The organism is Candidatus Binatia bacterium (assembly GCA_023150935.1).
Taxonomy (GTDB): Bacteria; Desulfobacterota; Binatia; order HRBIN30; family HRBIN30; genus JAKLJW01.
Window position 1 is genome coordinate 62,212 of the sequence record JAKLJW010000011.1, and the last position, 12,829, is coordinate 75,040.

Genomic DNA, 12,829 nt, shown 5'->3' on the forward strand with positions numbered 1-12,829 from the left:
ATGCCAGTGAGCTTCCGAGGCGCGATCTCGCTGTCACGGGCACACGGCTGCGTCGCGAGCCGGCGGCTCGCCGGAAGGAAAGGAGCTCGCAGGGAGGCAGGCGTGTGGTCATGAGGTGTCGCGCTTCACTGGTGAAATGTTCTCGATGACACGCATCGGCTTGCCGCAGACCGGACATGGTCCCGGTCCTCGATCATGCGAAAGTCGGTGGTAGTCACGCTCGCCGCGGGGTTCATCGTCCGTAGATTCGTTGTCGACCGTCGGTGGGGCGAGATCGACGACGCCGAGCAGGGTGCGGCTAGGTGCGAGCTTGTGGCGGCGCTGGCTGTTGGCCAGCAGCCCGTAGTGACGGATACGCATGAAGCCGCGGTATCCGTTCGGCCAAGGAGGGGTGGTCGGACACCCGCACGCATCCGGGCAATGTCTTCGGTGAGCCGACGTGCGGCACCGATGTGGCAAAACAGGACTTGTACGCGAACCGGCCGGCAGACGTCAGCTTCGTGATCGATTCGTTGCTCGCCCTGAGCGAGGCATCCGACTCGTTCTTCCATCAAACGATCGACGGCGAGCGCATCGGGGTCACCGGCCACTCGTTCGGTGCTGACACGACCTTGATGGCGAGCGCCCGAGATCCGCGCGTGGATGCCGGCCTGCCCCTGGCGTCAGGCGCCATCGTGCCTGCCGAGGAGATCGCGCGGATCCGGGTCCCAATGATGATCCCTGGCGGAAGCCGCGACACACTGAACCCCATCGAAGAATGGGGCGAGCACGACTATGCGGCGCTTAACCCACCCCGGTACCTGGTGGCGATCTTCAACATGGGCCACTTCGGCTTCTCGAACGAGTGCATCCGCCCGATCGATCCCTGCGACGACCCGACGACGCTGACCTAGGACGAAGCGCATCGGGTCAGTCTGCGCTACGCGGTGCCGTTCTTCCTGCACTGGGTGGCGGGCGGCCGCCGCCTCGACGCGTATCTCTCGCCGGCGCCGGGGACGGTCTTCACCGCCGATACCGTCGAGCCGCCCGATGACTGACCGGCGCCGACTCGACGGTGCCGCACCGGGTCACGATCACGGAGCAACGAGGTGTGCCATGACATGGAGGGTTGTCCGGAGTAGCGCCCTGAAGCGTTGTGCACGCCGCCTGTCGGGAAGAAACTGGCGAGCATTCGAACGCAGGCCGCCCCTCGATACGGCGCCTGAGAAAACGGCGCCCATTTGGGAGGGCGAGGCTCCCGCCGAGCCGACCGGTGGAGCTTGCCGGGAGGGTTGCGCCACAACCTTTCCCGCGCCGTCCTGGAAATGCTCCTCTACGATCAGCGTCAAGATCCGCCGATGAGCCCCCCTTGCTACTGCCGCCAAGCCCATGGAGGCACCCATGACACGAGTCGATCCGTGGCGTATTCGTCTCCGGCAATGCACTTACGTAGTCGTGCTATGCAACGTCGTACTCACCCCGATGCGAGTCGAAGCACTCCCGACCGGGCCGAGCCACGCCGGCTTGCGCTTCGTCGAGGTGCTACGTGACCGGGTCGGCGGGATCGAGGGCCTCGTCCAACCCCCCGGCCTGGCAATCAGTCCCGACGGGAAGCACGTGTACGTGGCGGCCGCCGGAAGCAAGGCCGTCACAGTGGACACCTCGCCGGGAACTGGCTGCACCCAGCCCGCGCCGAGACCGCCCCGCTTCACAGTCAGTCCCCGTTCAACGCCCCCGTTGTCGTCTCACCGTGGCGGCAGTTCTGCGATGGGTTCGATGGATGTCTTTCCTATTACAGTGCCACGGTCACCGCCCCACGGCGTTGACCGCGCCACGGTCGCGGTGCGAGGATGACAATTGATGGATCTGAATATGAGTGGGCTCGCGGCCGTCTTTGACCGCTACCCGGTGGTCGCCGCGTATCTGTTCGGATCGCAGGCGAGCGGACAGGCCACCGCGTTGAGCGACGTCGATGTTGCCGTGCTGCTCGAGCCCAACGCACCTGCTCCGGGGATGATCCAGGCGCGGCTGATCTCGGACCTCATGCTGGTGTTCCATCGGTCCGACGTCGATGTCCTCGTGTTGAACCGCGCCTCGGTCCTCTTGCGGGAACGGGCGATCGTGCGGGGGCGCCTCCTCTACTGTCGCGACGACGCCGCGCGCGTGCGCTTCGAGGTGGCGACGCGGCGCGAATACCTCGATACGCAGCCGCTGCGCGAACGCCTCGACGTGGCGCTGCTGGAGCGGTACGCGCAACGCTCATGATCGACCGCGCCTCCGTCTGCAGCCGCCTCCACGCCCTCGAAACCTATGTGGCGGAGCTCGAACGGCTTGCGACGACGGTCACGCGCCCGGAGTTCGACGCGCAGCTTTAGACGCAATGGACCATCGAACACGGCTTGCAACTGGCAATCGCATGCGTTCTCGACATCGGCAGTCACCTGATTGCCGGGCAAGCGCTGGGCGCGCCGGAGTCGTACCGCGAGGTCATCGAGATACTCGGTGAACGTGGCGTCGTCCCGGCGTCATTCGTCGAGCGGGTGCGGGGCATGCCCGGCTTCCGCAACATCCTTGTGCACGACTATCTCGCCGTCGACCTCGGCGTGGTCTGGGAGATGCTACACGACGGCCCGGGGCAGTTCCGAGAGTTTGCCGAGCACGTCGCGCGACACCTGCAAGGCGTAGCGGCTCTGCCACGGTAACCTCAATCGGCAAGCCTCACTCACCGCGGCGATTCAGTGCCCGCTGGAAGGACACCCACTGCGCTGCACGACCGGCGGGTGAATTCGCGCCCGCACTTCCGGCGGGACTCGTGCCCAGCCGGAGCCCGCCGGGCGCGGCTGGGTGGCCCGCCAAACTCCCGTTGAACCGCGGCTGGGTGGCGCCAAACGCCCTAACCCGCCGTGCGTGTCTCGCCAAACCCGCCGGCTTTTTCCGCGCCGCGAGAAGCGTTCGCGGCACTCGGAATAGGGGCCGACAGCGAGCCCCCCCGAATTCTTCGCGCCGCGGTCTTCACCTCGCGGGATGCCATATTGCATGCGTTCGTGGTGAGGAACGTGACGGGGGGCTGATCATGGGCCGGCGCTGTGTGGCCGTAACGATCGTGCTGCTCCCGGGCGCCCGCTTCTGTACTCGCAGGGCGCTCCCGCCGTTCCCGAACCTCCTGTTCCAGACTCGATCCGCAGACAAACTGGACCATCGCCCGGGCGCATACGCCCGCGACCGGCATGACCGAGGAGGGCTCTCATGAACCGGACAGCCATCATCCACGCCCTGATCGGTGGCGCAGTGATTGCCACCGCGGCCTCGTTGGCCGGGCCGCTGTTCGCAGGAACCGTGCTTCGGGAGGCCGAGTTCGACGCCGCCACCGGCCCGCCGGAGATCTCCGTCACGGCGCCGCGTTCAGGTCATGTCACAGTTCGCTATCTCAACCCGGACTCCGGTCCCGGCGGCATGCTCCACTGCGACCTGTTCGGCGAAGACGGAACCCACCTGTTCAGCGCTGAGGTCTTCAACGCCCTCGGGACAGGGGGAGTGTGCCTCGGCGCATCCGACTACGCTGTTGGCGTTTCGGAACGCGTATTCAAGTTCCCCGTAAGCGGCGGTGCGCGCGTCGTTCTGGGTGGCTACAACCCCAGTCCCCGTGGCCCCACAGGAAGAGACCGCTTAGTCATCGCGTACTCCCCTACACCGATCCTGCGGCCAGTCACCGCACCGGACCTCCATATCTCTTCGGGGCCGCTCGAAGAGAATTCAGTGTCGGCAGAACTGTCGGTTCCGGCCGAAGCGTTCGCATTGCTAAACGCCACGGCCCTCGGCTCGGGTGGGGGTGGCTTTGGAGTCAGCCAGGATGGTTCCAGCATCGGCTGCCTGCAGTTGCACCTCGGTCGCGTGGGTTCTCCGTTCCTGATGGCGGTTTCGTCGGGTACCCACCTGATCCGCATCACCCACGAGGACCCGTACTTCCCCGACAACTCCGGTACGCGTTCCGCTGATCTCTACCTCGTTTCCGTACCGCCCGACACTTGCGGCAACGGCACCGTCGACACCGGCGAGGAGTGCGACGACGGTAACACCGACGACACCGACGGTTGCACGCTCGCCTGCACCGTGTGCGGCAACGGCGTTACCGCCGGCTACGAGGAATGCGACGACGGCAACCTGCTCGACGGCGACTGCTGCTCGTCGACCTGCCAGCGACCGACCGCTATCCTCGCCGGGCCGATCGTCAACCCGGCCAACAATCACCGCTACTACCTGCTGGAGTTCGCCCCGTGGTCGACCGCCGAAAGCGCGGCGGTCTGTCTCGGCGGCCATCTCGTCACCGTCAACAACGAGAGCGAAGAGAACTGGATCTGGAGCCAGTTCTCGAATTTCGGCAACGTCGATCGGCACCTTTGGATCGGGCTGAGCGACGCCGCCTCGGAAGGCAGGTTCGTCTGGGTGAGCGGCGAAGCGTCACCGTACACGCATTGGTCGCCGGGTGAACCCAACGATTGCGGCGATGGCGAAGACTATGTCCACATATCCCCGGACAGCGGCCTGTGGAACGACATCCTCGAATCCGGCTACGGAGGCTGTGGCGGGGACTTCCGGCCCAACGGGGTAGTGGAAGTCACCGATTGCGGTAACGGCGCGCTCGACGCCGGCGAGGAGTGCGACGACGGCAACACCAACGCGTCGGATGGCTGCACGAACGCCTGCTCGGTCTGCGGCAACGGCATCCGCGCGCTGATCGAGGCCTGCGACGACGGTAACCTCGTCAGCGGCGACGGCTGCGACGCCAACTGCACGCTAAGCGCGTGCGGCAACGGCATCCGCAGCCCCGCCGAACCGTGCGACGACGGTAACACCAATCCCTGCGACGGCTGCTCGCCCACCTGCCAGATCGAGCCCGTGGGCTACCGCTGCGGCGACGGCGTTCTCAGCACCGACTGCGGCGAGGCCTGCGACGACGGCAACACCAGCGACGCCGACGCCTGCCGCGCCAACTGCACCCTCAACGTCTGCGGCGACGGCGTGCGCAACCCGGCTGCAGAGGCGTGCGACGACGGCAACACGACCAGTGGCGACGGCTGCGACGCCAACTGCACACCGACGGCTTGCGGCAACGGCATCAAGACCGCGGGCGAGCAGTGCGACGACGGCAACATCGACCCGTGCGACGGCTGCACCGCGACCTGTCAGCGCGGGGAAAGCTGCGGCGACGGGCACCTCGACCCGCTTTGTGGCGAACAGTGCGACGACGGCAACCGCTACCCGTTCGACGGCTGCACCGGTGCCTGCACGATCTGCGGCAACGGCGTCGCCACCGCGCCGGAGGAGTGCGACGACGGCAACGCCAATCCGAACGACGGCTGCACCACCGGCTGCACCATCTGCGGCAACGAGGTCGTGACGCCGCCGGAAGGCTGCGACGACGGCAACCTGGTCCATGGCGACGGCTGCGACGCCGACTGCCTCGGCCCCGGCTGCGGCAACAATCGCATCGACGGCGACGAGGAGTGCGACGACGGCGGCATCTGCATCGGCGGCGCCAACGCCGGCACGTTCTGCACGGCGCACCGGCAGTGCCCGGACGGCGAGTGCACGACCTTCGGCGGCGATGACTGCGCCGTCAACTGCACCACGGAGCGCAGTGTGCCGGTCACCCTGAAGCCCGGGGTAGAGCATGATCGAAACCTCCAGGCCGGCACGAGTGGCGCCCTCGTCGAGTCCGAGGTCATACAGCGGATTCCCATGCCCTTTTCGGGGGCGCACATGATCCTCAGGGTCGGAGGCAGCCGGCCGAGCTCCGGGGATCCCGCCATTCCGCTGGCCGTGCGCCCCGGCGATCTTTCGATCGCGCCGATCCCCGTCGGCTCTTATGCGTGCCTTTGCATCCACGGCATGGAGGACCCCGAGCTCGGAGAAGGCCTGGCCGGTGCCGGATCGGTGACGTGCAGCGGGACGCGGTCCGGCGTGAACCTGACCACGACCGTCGACCACCACACCAACGACACCGACCCGCAGTGCACCGAGGGGACGGTGGAACGAGCCGGCCGCTGCGAGTATGCCGCCTGCGTTGACGGCAGCTATCCCGGCCGTGCCTGCCGGGCGGACGCCGACTGCGGCGGCGCGCACGAGGGTGTCTGTAACGGACCCGAGGAGATGACCGCGGCCGGTAGCGGTCCGGCGGGATCCGCCCGTCTCGACCTGCGGCTCCTGACCCGGCAGTTCTACAACTGCGAGACGGAAACCGACTCGAAGATCTGCGTCGAGTCGGCCAACAGCGGCGCGTGGTGTGACGGCGACGGCACCTGCCCCGGCGGCCACTGCGTCTCGGCGAAGGGCGGGGACGGTGTCCCGTGCACGTCCGACGATCCCGTTCCGGGTGGCCAGCTCTTCTACTACTTCGTCGGGTTCCTGCCCCTGGATTTCCGTGTCGCTCTTACAACCGCCAGCGCGACGACGGAGATCGCCGACGTTGACGACATTTATAGCGGACGGCTGACGAGCACCGTCACCGGCCGCCCGTTGAGCTGCGCAGCCCTGGATCAGGACAGCGTCGTCGGTACTCTGGTGGGGAACACACCCTGGCTCGATCTGCCGGGCCTCCACGATACGATTACGACCATCGTCCTCGCTGCCAACCAGTGCGGCAACGGCGCGCTTGACCCCGGCGAGGTCTGCGACGACGGCGGCGAGTCGGCGACCTGCGACGACGACTGCACCCTCGCTGCCTGCGGCGACGGTACGGTGAACCGCACCGCCGGAGAGGAGTGCGACGACGCCAATAGCGACGACCACGACGCCTGCCGCAACGACTGCAAAGCGAACGTCTGCGGCGACGGCATTATCCGGACCGGCTCGGAGCAGTGCGACGACGGCAACCAGACCGACGGCGACGGCTGCGACTCGAACTGCACGCCGACGGCGTGCGGCAACGGCGTGGTCACGGCGGGCGAACAGTGCGACGACGGCAACACTACCTGGGAAGACGGCTGCAGCGGTGCCTGCGGCAACGAGTTCTGCGGCGACGGGGTGCGCCAGGCCGGGCTGAACGAACAGTGCGACGACGGCAACGCCTTCAGCGGCGACGGCTGTGACGTCAACTGCACGTGGACACAGTGCGGCAACGGCATCCTCACCACCGGCGAGGAGTGCGACGACGGCAACAGCGACTCGGAGGACGGCTGCAGCGCCGCCTGCCGCAACGAATTCTGCGGCGACGGCGTGCGGCAAGCCGGACTCGGCGAGGCGTGCGACGACGGTAACAGCGTCAACGGCGACGGCTGCGACGTCAACTGCACGATGTCGTTCTGCGGCAACGGCGTCGTCGGGCCGCCGGAGGAGTGCGACGACGGTAACGTCTCCGGCAACGACTGCTGCTCGGCGACCTGCCGCGCGGTGGCGGCCGGCACGACGTGCGCCGACTGGGACGTCTGTGACGGTCCGGGCACGTGCAACGCTCAGGGCGAGTGCATTCCCGAGACGGGCACGCCGCTGGACTGCGACGACGGCAATCCGGAGACGCTCGATTACTGCGACCCGGTGGACGGCTGTCACCACCTCCGGCCGGGGTTGTGCGTCGGGGACTGCAACGGTGGCCGGACGGTCACGGTCGACGAGCTGGTAATCATGGTGAACATCGCCCTCGGCCTCGCATCGGTTGAGAGTTGCGGTGACGGCGACGCCGACGGTGACGGCGCGATCACCATCGACGAGATCGTTGCGGCGGTGCGCGATGCGCTGGAGGGATGCGCGTACCCGGCGACGCCGACGCCGCGCCCGTGGCCGACGGCGACGAACACGCCCCCCGCCCCGACCGTCACACCGCAGGTGGGCAGCCGATGACCGGACCGCGAAATGCCTGCGGGTTGGGCCGCGCGCCGCCAGGTGAACTTCATACGCCGGCATGTAGAGCGCGCCAGTCCCGCGCTCCCGCGGATTCAACACCGGCTTGCTGCGCAAATAGCACTGCGGCCGCGAGCGTCGGCCGGTCGTGATGGAGGCTGGGCTCGGTCAATCCCAGACGACTTGGGCCGGATACCTGCGAAGGAATCGGTCGTTCGATACGATGACCAGGTCCTCGACCAACGCCTGCGCAACCAGGAGGCGGTCGAAGGGATCTCGATGGTGGGAAGGCAGAGCGCGCACCGCGTCTGCGTGTCGGACTCGCACCGGCAGTTCAACGAACCCATAGTCGGCGAGGGCCTCCTCCACCGAGGCCTTCGTGTCGATCTTGCCCAACGCGGCTTTGATGGCGATTTCCCAGGCACACACCGCACTCACAAACACCGCGTCCGCCCGTTCGATTCGGCGAGCGACAGTGGGCGGCAGAGCAGCCTCGTCCCACCACACGAAGGTGTGGGTGTCGAGCAGCAGCCTCACCGGCGAACTTTGCCCTCGAAGAGCCGAAGCACCGACTCCGGAAGAGGCGCGTCAAAGCCCTCGCGAACGCGGAAGCGCCCTCGGGGGCGAGAGGGCATCTTGCGCTCGGCCCGGGGCGGCTGCCAGGCCACCAGCTTGGCCCGGGGCCTTCCCGAGCGCGCCAGAACGATCTCCTCCCCGTGCGCGGCCCGTTCCACCAGTTCTGAAAGGTGCGCCTTAGCCTCGGCGATGTTGACGCATTTCACCGGCCCAACGTAACCGGGGCGACCAATCTGGTCAACTTTGGACCCGGGATAACCGGCCATGTCCGTCACCCCCGCACGTTGCCGCCAGCGGCCGCAGTCCTTCGCTCAGCAGGCTTACGGCTCGCGTTCAGCAACCCATTGAGAATGGCCGTCCCGGCGTTACCTCGGCGAAGGCCGAAGTCCTTCCCTTCCCCGAGAAGTGTTCGCGGCCGCGGCAAACACCGGCCGTAGCAGGACGAGCGAGCCGCTCCATTAGCCGACGGTGGCCTACTGGTTACGATCTTGCTTGCCTGAGGGGTGGGATACCCGATGGGGGAGACTGATCATGGGCTGCCGCAGTTCGGCCGCAACGATCGTCCAGCTCATAGGGGCCCGCCGCGGTAGCGGCCGAGCATCGGCGCCCTTCCCGAACCGCCAGTTCTTTCCGATTCGAAGCGGCAGCGAAAGTTCCAGTCGGAGACACGGCCTGCCGCAGCGAGCAGTGATCACTGGTAACGAGGTGTGTCATGACACACACGTTCGTCCGGAGTAGTACCGAAAGGCGGTGGCCGCCGTCTGTCCGAAAGAAACTGGGGTTTGCCGGGCCGACGCGGCCCCTCGATACGGCCCGTGAAAGGACCGGACCTACTCGGGGCGAACGGATCCATCGGTCCGAATCTCAAACGAGCGGGGCCACCACCCGTTCGCCCCGAGTGCCGGCCCCTCTCCTGGGGCCGGTGTATCGAGGGGCGCCCGCTTGGAACGGACGGTTGCTTCTCGGGAGGGGTTCCGCACGAAACGCCGGCTGGCACGCCGGTACGCCAACAGCGCAGGCAATCGCGCTGCTGCTGCTCTCGCTGCTGTTCGCCCTGCCCGCGAAGGCGAGTGACGGCACCGCCGGGCGGCTCCGGGTGGCGCAGGTGCTGCACGACCACGTCGACGGCGTCCTCGGGCTCGCCGGGACCCGCGGCGTGGTCGTCAGCCCGCACGGCACGCACGTGTACACCACGGCGGATCACGGCAAGTCGGTCGACGTCTTTGCGCGCGCCGCCGACACGGGGCGGCTCACGTTCGTCGAGGCCCGTGGCGACGTCGTGCCCGGGTGGATCGGCCTTGGCTTGCTCCGGCTGTTCGCGACGAGCCCGGATGGCCGGCACCTCTACGTGCCGGCACAATCGTACAATGCGCTCCTCGTCTTCAGCACCGGCGAGGGCTCGATGGCGCCGATCGTGCGCTGCGCCGGCGATTGCGATCTCAGCGTCGATGTGACGATCGACGAGCTGGTCACGGGCGTGAACATCGCCAACGGTAGCGCGCCGCTGTCGGCGTGCGAGATGCTCGACCCGAGCCAGGACCTGACCGTGACGGTCGAGGAGCTGATCGCCGGCGTCGGCAACGCGCTGAACGGGTGCATCGACCCGCTGACGCCCGGCGATCACAGGCGCCTGCTCGTCGTTGGCGGCCAGCGGCGGCTCTACGATCTGCACGTCCCACCGGGCTACGATGGTGCGACAGCCGTGCCGCTCGTGCTCGACTTCCACGGCGGACAGAACAATCTCACCCGGTTTGCCGGCGTGAGCGGCTTCCGCGCTCGTGCCGACGCCGAGGGATTCCTCGTTGCCTATCCGCTGGGTCTCTATGGCCAGGCGAGCGTGCCCGAAGGTGAGGCGGCGCAGGGGCCGTCGTTCAATGCCGGCTGGTGTTGCGGCGACGCGGCAACGAAGCGGGCCGATGACCTTGGCTTCGCGCGCGCCATCGTGGCGGCGGTCGCGACCGAGGCGAACATCGATCGGCGTCGCGTGTACGCGACGGGGCATTCGAACGGCGGCATGCTGAGTCATCGTCTCGCGTGTCAGGCGACGGACGTCTTTGCCGCGGTCGCGCCGGTGGCGGGACGGATCACGCTTCCGAGAAGCCTGCCCTGCCAGCCAACGCGGCCGATCGCCGTCATCGACTTCGCCGGGATCAACGATACGGAGGTGCCGTACGACGGCAACGCCCTGTTCAAGTCGGCGGCGGAAACTTTCGCCTTCTGGCGCGACACGAACGGCTGTGCCGGCACCATGCCCGACGAGCGGGTCGAGAGCGGTGCGAGCGCCTGCGAGGCCTACACCAACTGCAACGGCGGCGTACGCGTCGGCCTGTGCAGCGTTCTCGCCAGCGACACGGCGCGCACGGACAGCACCGACCCGGGGCACCAGACGTACCTGAATCCCGTAATCGACGTCGCGCGTACGGCGTGGACGTTCCTGTCGCAGTTCCGCTTGCCGGAGGAGTGAGCAAGGAGGCGTGATGTTGCGATCCGCCGCGGCCCTTCCGACCCTCTCCGCCGCTGTGGGTCGGCAACGAAACGCCGGTACGGTCGGGTGCGAAGCGCGGTCAGGTTTTCAACCACCACCGGGCGAGGTCGATCTCGACGGCGTCGAAGGGCTCGGCGCGGACCTGTTCATCGCCGCCGTGGGTTCTGGCGACGATCCAGCGCCCGCCCTCGTGGCGATGCACCTCGAGCGTCTTCAGGATCGGGTCGGCGATCCACAGGTGCGACACGCCTTCGCAGGCGTAGATCGGCATCTTGCGGCGGCGGTCGAGAATCGCGGTCTTCGGGGACACCACCTCGCAGACCCAGTCCGGTGCGAGCTCGAAGTAGGCGACGTTCGGGATCGCCGGCATGCGCTCACGGCGCCAGCCGGCGACGTCGGGAACCATCGCGTCGGGACCGAGATGGATCTCCGGCTCGTACAGAATCCACCACCCGCCGGGCGCATCGGGGCCGTTCGGCGGGCGGTTGAAGCGGCCGAACACGTCACTGCCGATTCCGGAAGCGGCCAGCGCCTGCGGCGAACCCGGCCGCGGCGAGGCGTACAGCTCGCCGTCGACGATCTCACCCACGAGGTGTTCCGGCAGAGTAAGTACATCGTCGCACGCAGCGCGGTGCCGCGCGGGTTCCATACCGCCGGCTGTAGCCCGCGCGATTCGTTCCCTACACCGCGAACGACGGCCTCGCGATCGAACCGCCCGGAAGGGCGTGGCCCCGTCGCTCCCCGTCGTCTCGCGTCGCAGGCGCCATGAGCAAGGAAGGGAGCGCGCGCGGAGCGCCCGCTCCACCGAGTCCGATCAACACGATGACCCAAACCTGGTACTCATGTACACGGTAGTACTTACGTGACGCGACCGAAGGACCGTGCCGCCGCGGAAAGGCGCGAACGATATCACCGGCGCATTGACACGAACGGTGAGGTAGATCTGCTGGAAGCCGATATGGGCACCACCAATGGCATCGAGATCAGCCGGGACGAACGGACGCTTTACGTGAACGAAAGTGTGCAGCGTAACGTCTGGGCTTACGACCTGTCGCCCGAGGGAAATATCGGCAACAAGCGCCTGCTGCTGCAGTTTCCCGATTTCTACGTGGACGGTATGCGCTGCGACAGCCGGGGAAATCTGTATATCACCCGCCCGGGCAAGGGAACGGTAGCCATGGTGTCCCGGACGGGGGAAGTGGTGCGTGATATTGAGCTGACCGGCAAGGTGCCGTCGAACATCGCGTTCGGCGGTCCGGACGGCCGCACCGCCTACGTTACCATGCAGGACCGAGGATGCCTGGAGTCTTTCCGGGCGAAACATCCCGGCCGGGAATGGGAGATGTTGCCGACTGGTCGTAAGTGATCGGCAATCTGGGGTTGGGTCGGATGGTTACGACAAATGGGGCGTTTGAGAGGCCCGCGAGGGTGACACCTCCGCAAGAGCGGTAGTTCAACGCCAGCCATCACTGGCGTGCGCGCTCTTGCGCGTCGCGCGCATGGGTTTGTTCAGCACTCCATCTGCGGGCGCCGCCGAACCGGCCTCTCCTCCGTACTCGTACTCGTACTCGGCCACTTCCTCGCGCACCCTATCGAGATCCATCAGGTTCCCCGTGTCCTTCGTTCGAGTACGTGTACGAGTACGAGTACGGAGAGCCCGCCGAACTGCAATTCGACTCCCGAACGAGACTGCACCCACCCCGAGTTTCTGCCGGCACAGCGCATCCGCTCCTCACAGGGGTGAACGGGAAGCCGCAATGCCCGCAACGCGGCGCCGGGTTGCCGGACTCCTCGCGCCGCGTCCTGTCTCAGGGTCGCGTGCGGTCTCCCGTTTGGGAAGGCTGCCGCCGGGCAAGCGGACCCAGAAACCGGCGCCCGTGCTCACCGTGAACGCCTCCGACGCTTCGCCCGGACTTCGTCACGGCGCGACCGCCAAGCGGAGTCTGGACACAT

At 67.3% G+C, this 12,829-nt stretch carries 11 protein-coding genes; 6 read left to right on the forward strand and 5 right to left on the reverse strand.

Annotation, left to right across the window (positions count from 1 at the left end):
• Positions 1-108: 108 nt before the first annotated feature.
• Positions 109-360 (reverse strand): hypothetical protein, encoded by a 252-nt coding sequence (locus L6Q96_08930; GenBank protein MCK6554686.1) that lies wholly within the window; start codon positions 358-360, stop codon positions 109-111.
• A 92-nt stretch (positions 361-452) separates the two neighbouring features.
• Between L6Q96_08930 and L6Q96_08935 the strand changes: the two genes are divergently transcribed.
• From L6Q96_08935 to L6Q96_08950, 4 genes are all read left to right on the forward strand, one after another.
• Entirely contained in the window at positions 453-893 is a 441-nt protein-coding gene (locus L6Q96_08935) for a dienelactone hydrolase family protein (GenBank protein ID MCK6554687.1), read from the forward strand.
• 946 nt (positions 894-1,839) lie between these two features.
• The gene (locus tag L6Q96_08940) at positions 1,840-2,244 is read left to right on the forward strand and encodes a nucleotidyltransferase domain-containing protein (GenBank protein ID MCK6554688.1); all 405 of its coding nucleotides are present in this window, start codon (positions 1,840-1,842) and stop codon (positions 2,242-2,244) included.
• Positions 2,245-2,378: 134 nt separating this feature from the next.
• Positions 2,379-2,681 (forward strand): DUF86 domain-containing protein, encoded by a 303-nt coding sequence (locus L6Q96_08945; protein ID MCK6554689.1) that lies wholly within the window; start codon positions 2,379-2,381, stop codon positions 2,679-2,681.
• A gap of 544 nt (positions 2,682-3,225) precedes the next feature.
• Positions 3,226-7,815, forward strand: a complete 4,590-nt coding sequence (locus L6Q96_08950) for a DUF4215 domain-containing protein (GenBank protein MCK6554690.1) — start codon at positions 3,226-3,228, stop codon at positions 7,813-7,815.
• Between the two features lie 168 nt (positions 7,816-7,983).
• Here the strand turns inward: L6Q96_08950 and L6Q96_08955 are convergent, their stop codons facing one another.
• Complete coding sequence (locus L6Q96_08955; GenBank protein MCK6554691.1) at positions 7,984-8,352, reverse strand: type II toxin-antitoxin system VapC family toxin; 369 nt, start codon at positions 8,350-8,352, stop codon at positions 7,984-7,986.
• Positions 8,349-8,657, reverse strand: a complete 309-nt coding sequence (locus L6Q96_08960; protein ID MCK6554692.1) for a type II toxin-antitoxin system prevent-host-death family antitoxin — start codon at positions 8,655-8,657, stop codon at positions 8,349-8,351. The genes L6Q96_08955 and L6Q96_08960 overlap by 4 nt, the downstream gene beginning before the upstream one ends.
• 689 nt (positions 8,658-9,346) lie before the next feature.
• Between L6Q96_08960 and L6Q96_08965 the strand changes: the two genes are divergently transcribed.
• Positions 9,347-10,855, forward strand: coding sequence for a prolyl oligopeptidase family serine peptidase (locus tag L6Q96_08965; protein MCK6554693.1), 1,509 nt, complete (start codon positions 9,347-9,349; stop codon positions 10,853-10,855).
• Positions 10,856-10,955: 100 nt separating this feature from the next.
• Here the strand turns inward: L6Q96_08965 and L6Q96_08970 are convergent, their stop codons facing one another.
• Positions 10,956-11,525 carry a Uma2 family endonuclease gene (locus tag L6Q96_08970; protein MCK6554694.1) on the reverse strand — a complete coding sequence of 190 codons (570 nt, stop codon included), beginning with the start codon at positions 11,523-11,525 and terminating at the stop codon, positions 10,956-10,958.
• A 213-nt stretch (positions 11,526-11,738) separates the two neighbouring features.
• Between L6Q96_08970 and L6Q96_08975 the strand changes: the two genes are divergently transcribed.
• Entirely contained in the window at positions 11,739-12,242 is a 504-nt protein-coding gene (locus L6Q96_08975; protein MCK6554695.1) for an SMP-30/gluconolactonase/LRE family protein, read from the forward strand.
• Positions 12,243-12,329: 87 nt separating this feature from the next.
• Here the strand turns inward: L6Q96_08975 and L6Q96_08980 are convergent, their stop codons facing one another.
• Complete coding sequence (locus tag L6Q96_08980) at positions 12,330-12,479, reverse strand: hypothetical protein (protein MCK6554696.1); 150 nt, start codon at positions 12,477-12,479, stop codon at positions 12,330-12,332.
• Positions 12,480-12,829 lie beyond the last annotated feature (350 nt).

Bases quoted from the DNA above. Each gene is read 5' to 3' on its own strand.
- L6Q96_08930 (MCK6554686.1), bottom strand. From the start codon at position 360: ATGCGTATCCGTCACTACGGGCTGCTGGCCAACAGCCAGCGCCGCCAC.
- L6Q96_08940 (MCK6554688.1), top strand. From the start codon at position 1,840: ATGGATCTGAATATGAGTGGGCTCGCGGCCGTCTTTGACCGCTACCCG.
- L6Q96_08950 (MCK6554690.1), top strand. From the start codon at position 3,226: ATGAACCGGACAGCCATCATCCACGCCCTGATCGGTGGCGCAGTGATT.
- L6Q96_08960 (MCK6554692.1), bottom strand. From the start codon at position 8,657: ATGGCCGGTTATCCCGGGTCCAAAGTTGACCAGATTGGTCGCCCCGGT.
- L6Q96_08970 (MCK6554694.1), bottom strand. From the start codon at position 11,525: ATGGAACCCGCGCGGCACCGCGCTGCGTGCGACGATGTACTTACTCTG.
- L6Q96_08980 (MCK6554696.1), bottom strand. From the start codon at position 12,479: ATGGATCTCGATAGGGTGCGCGAGGAAGTGGCCGAGTACGAGTACGAG.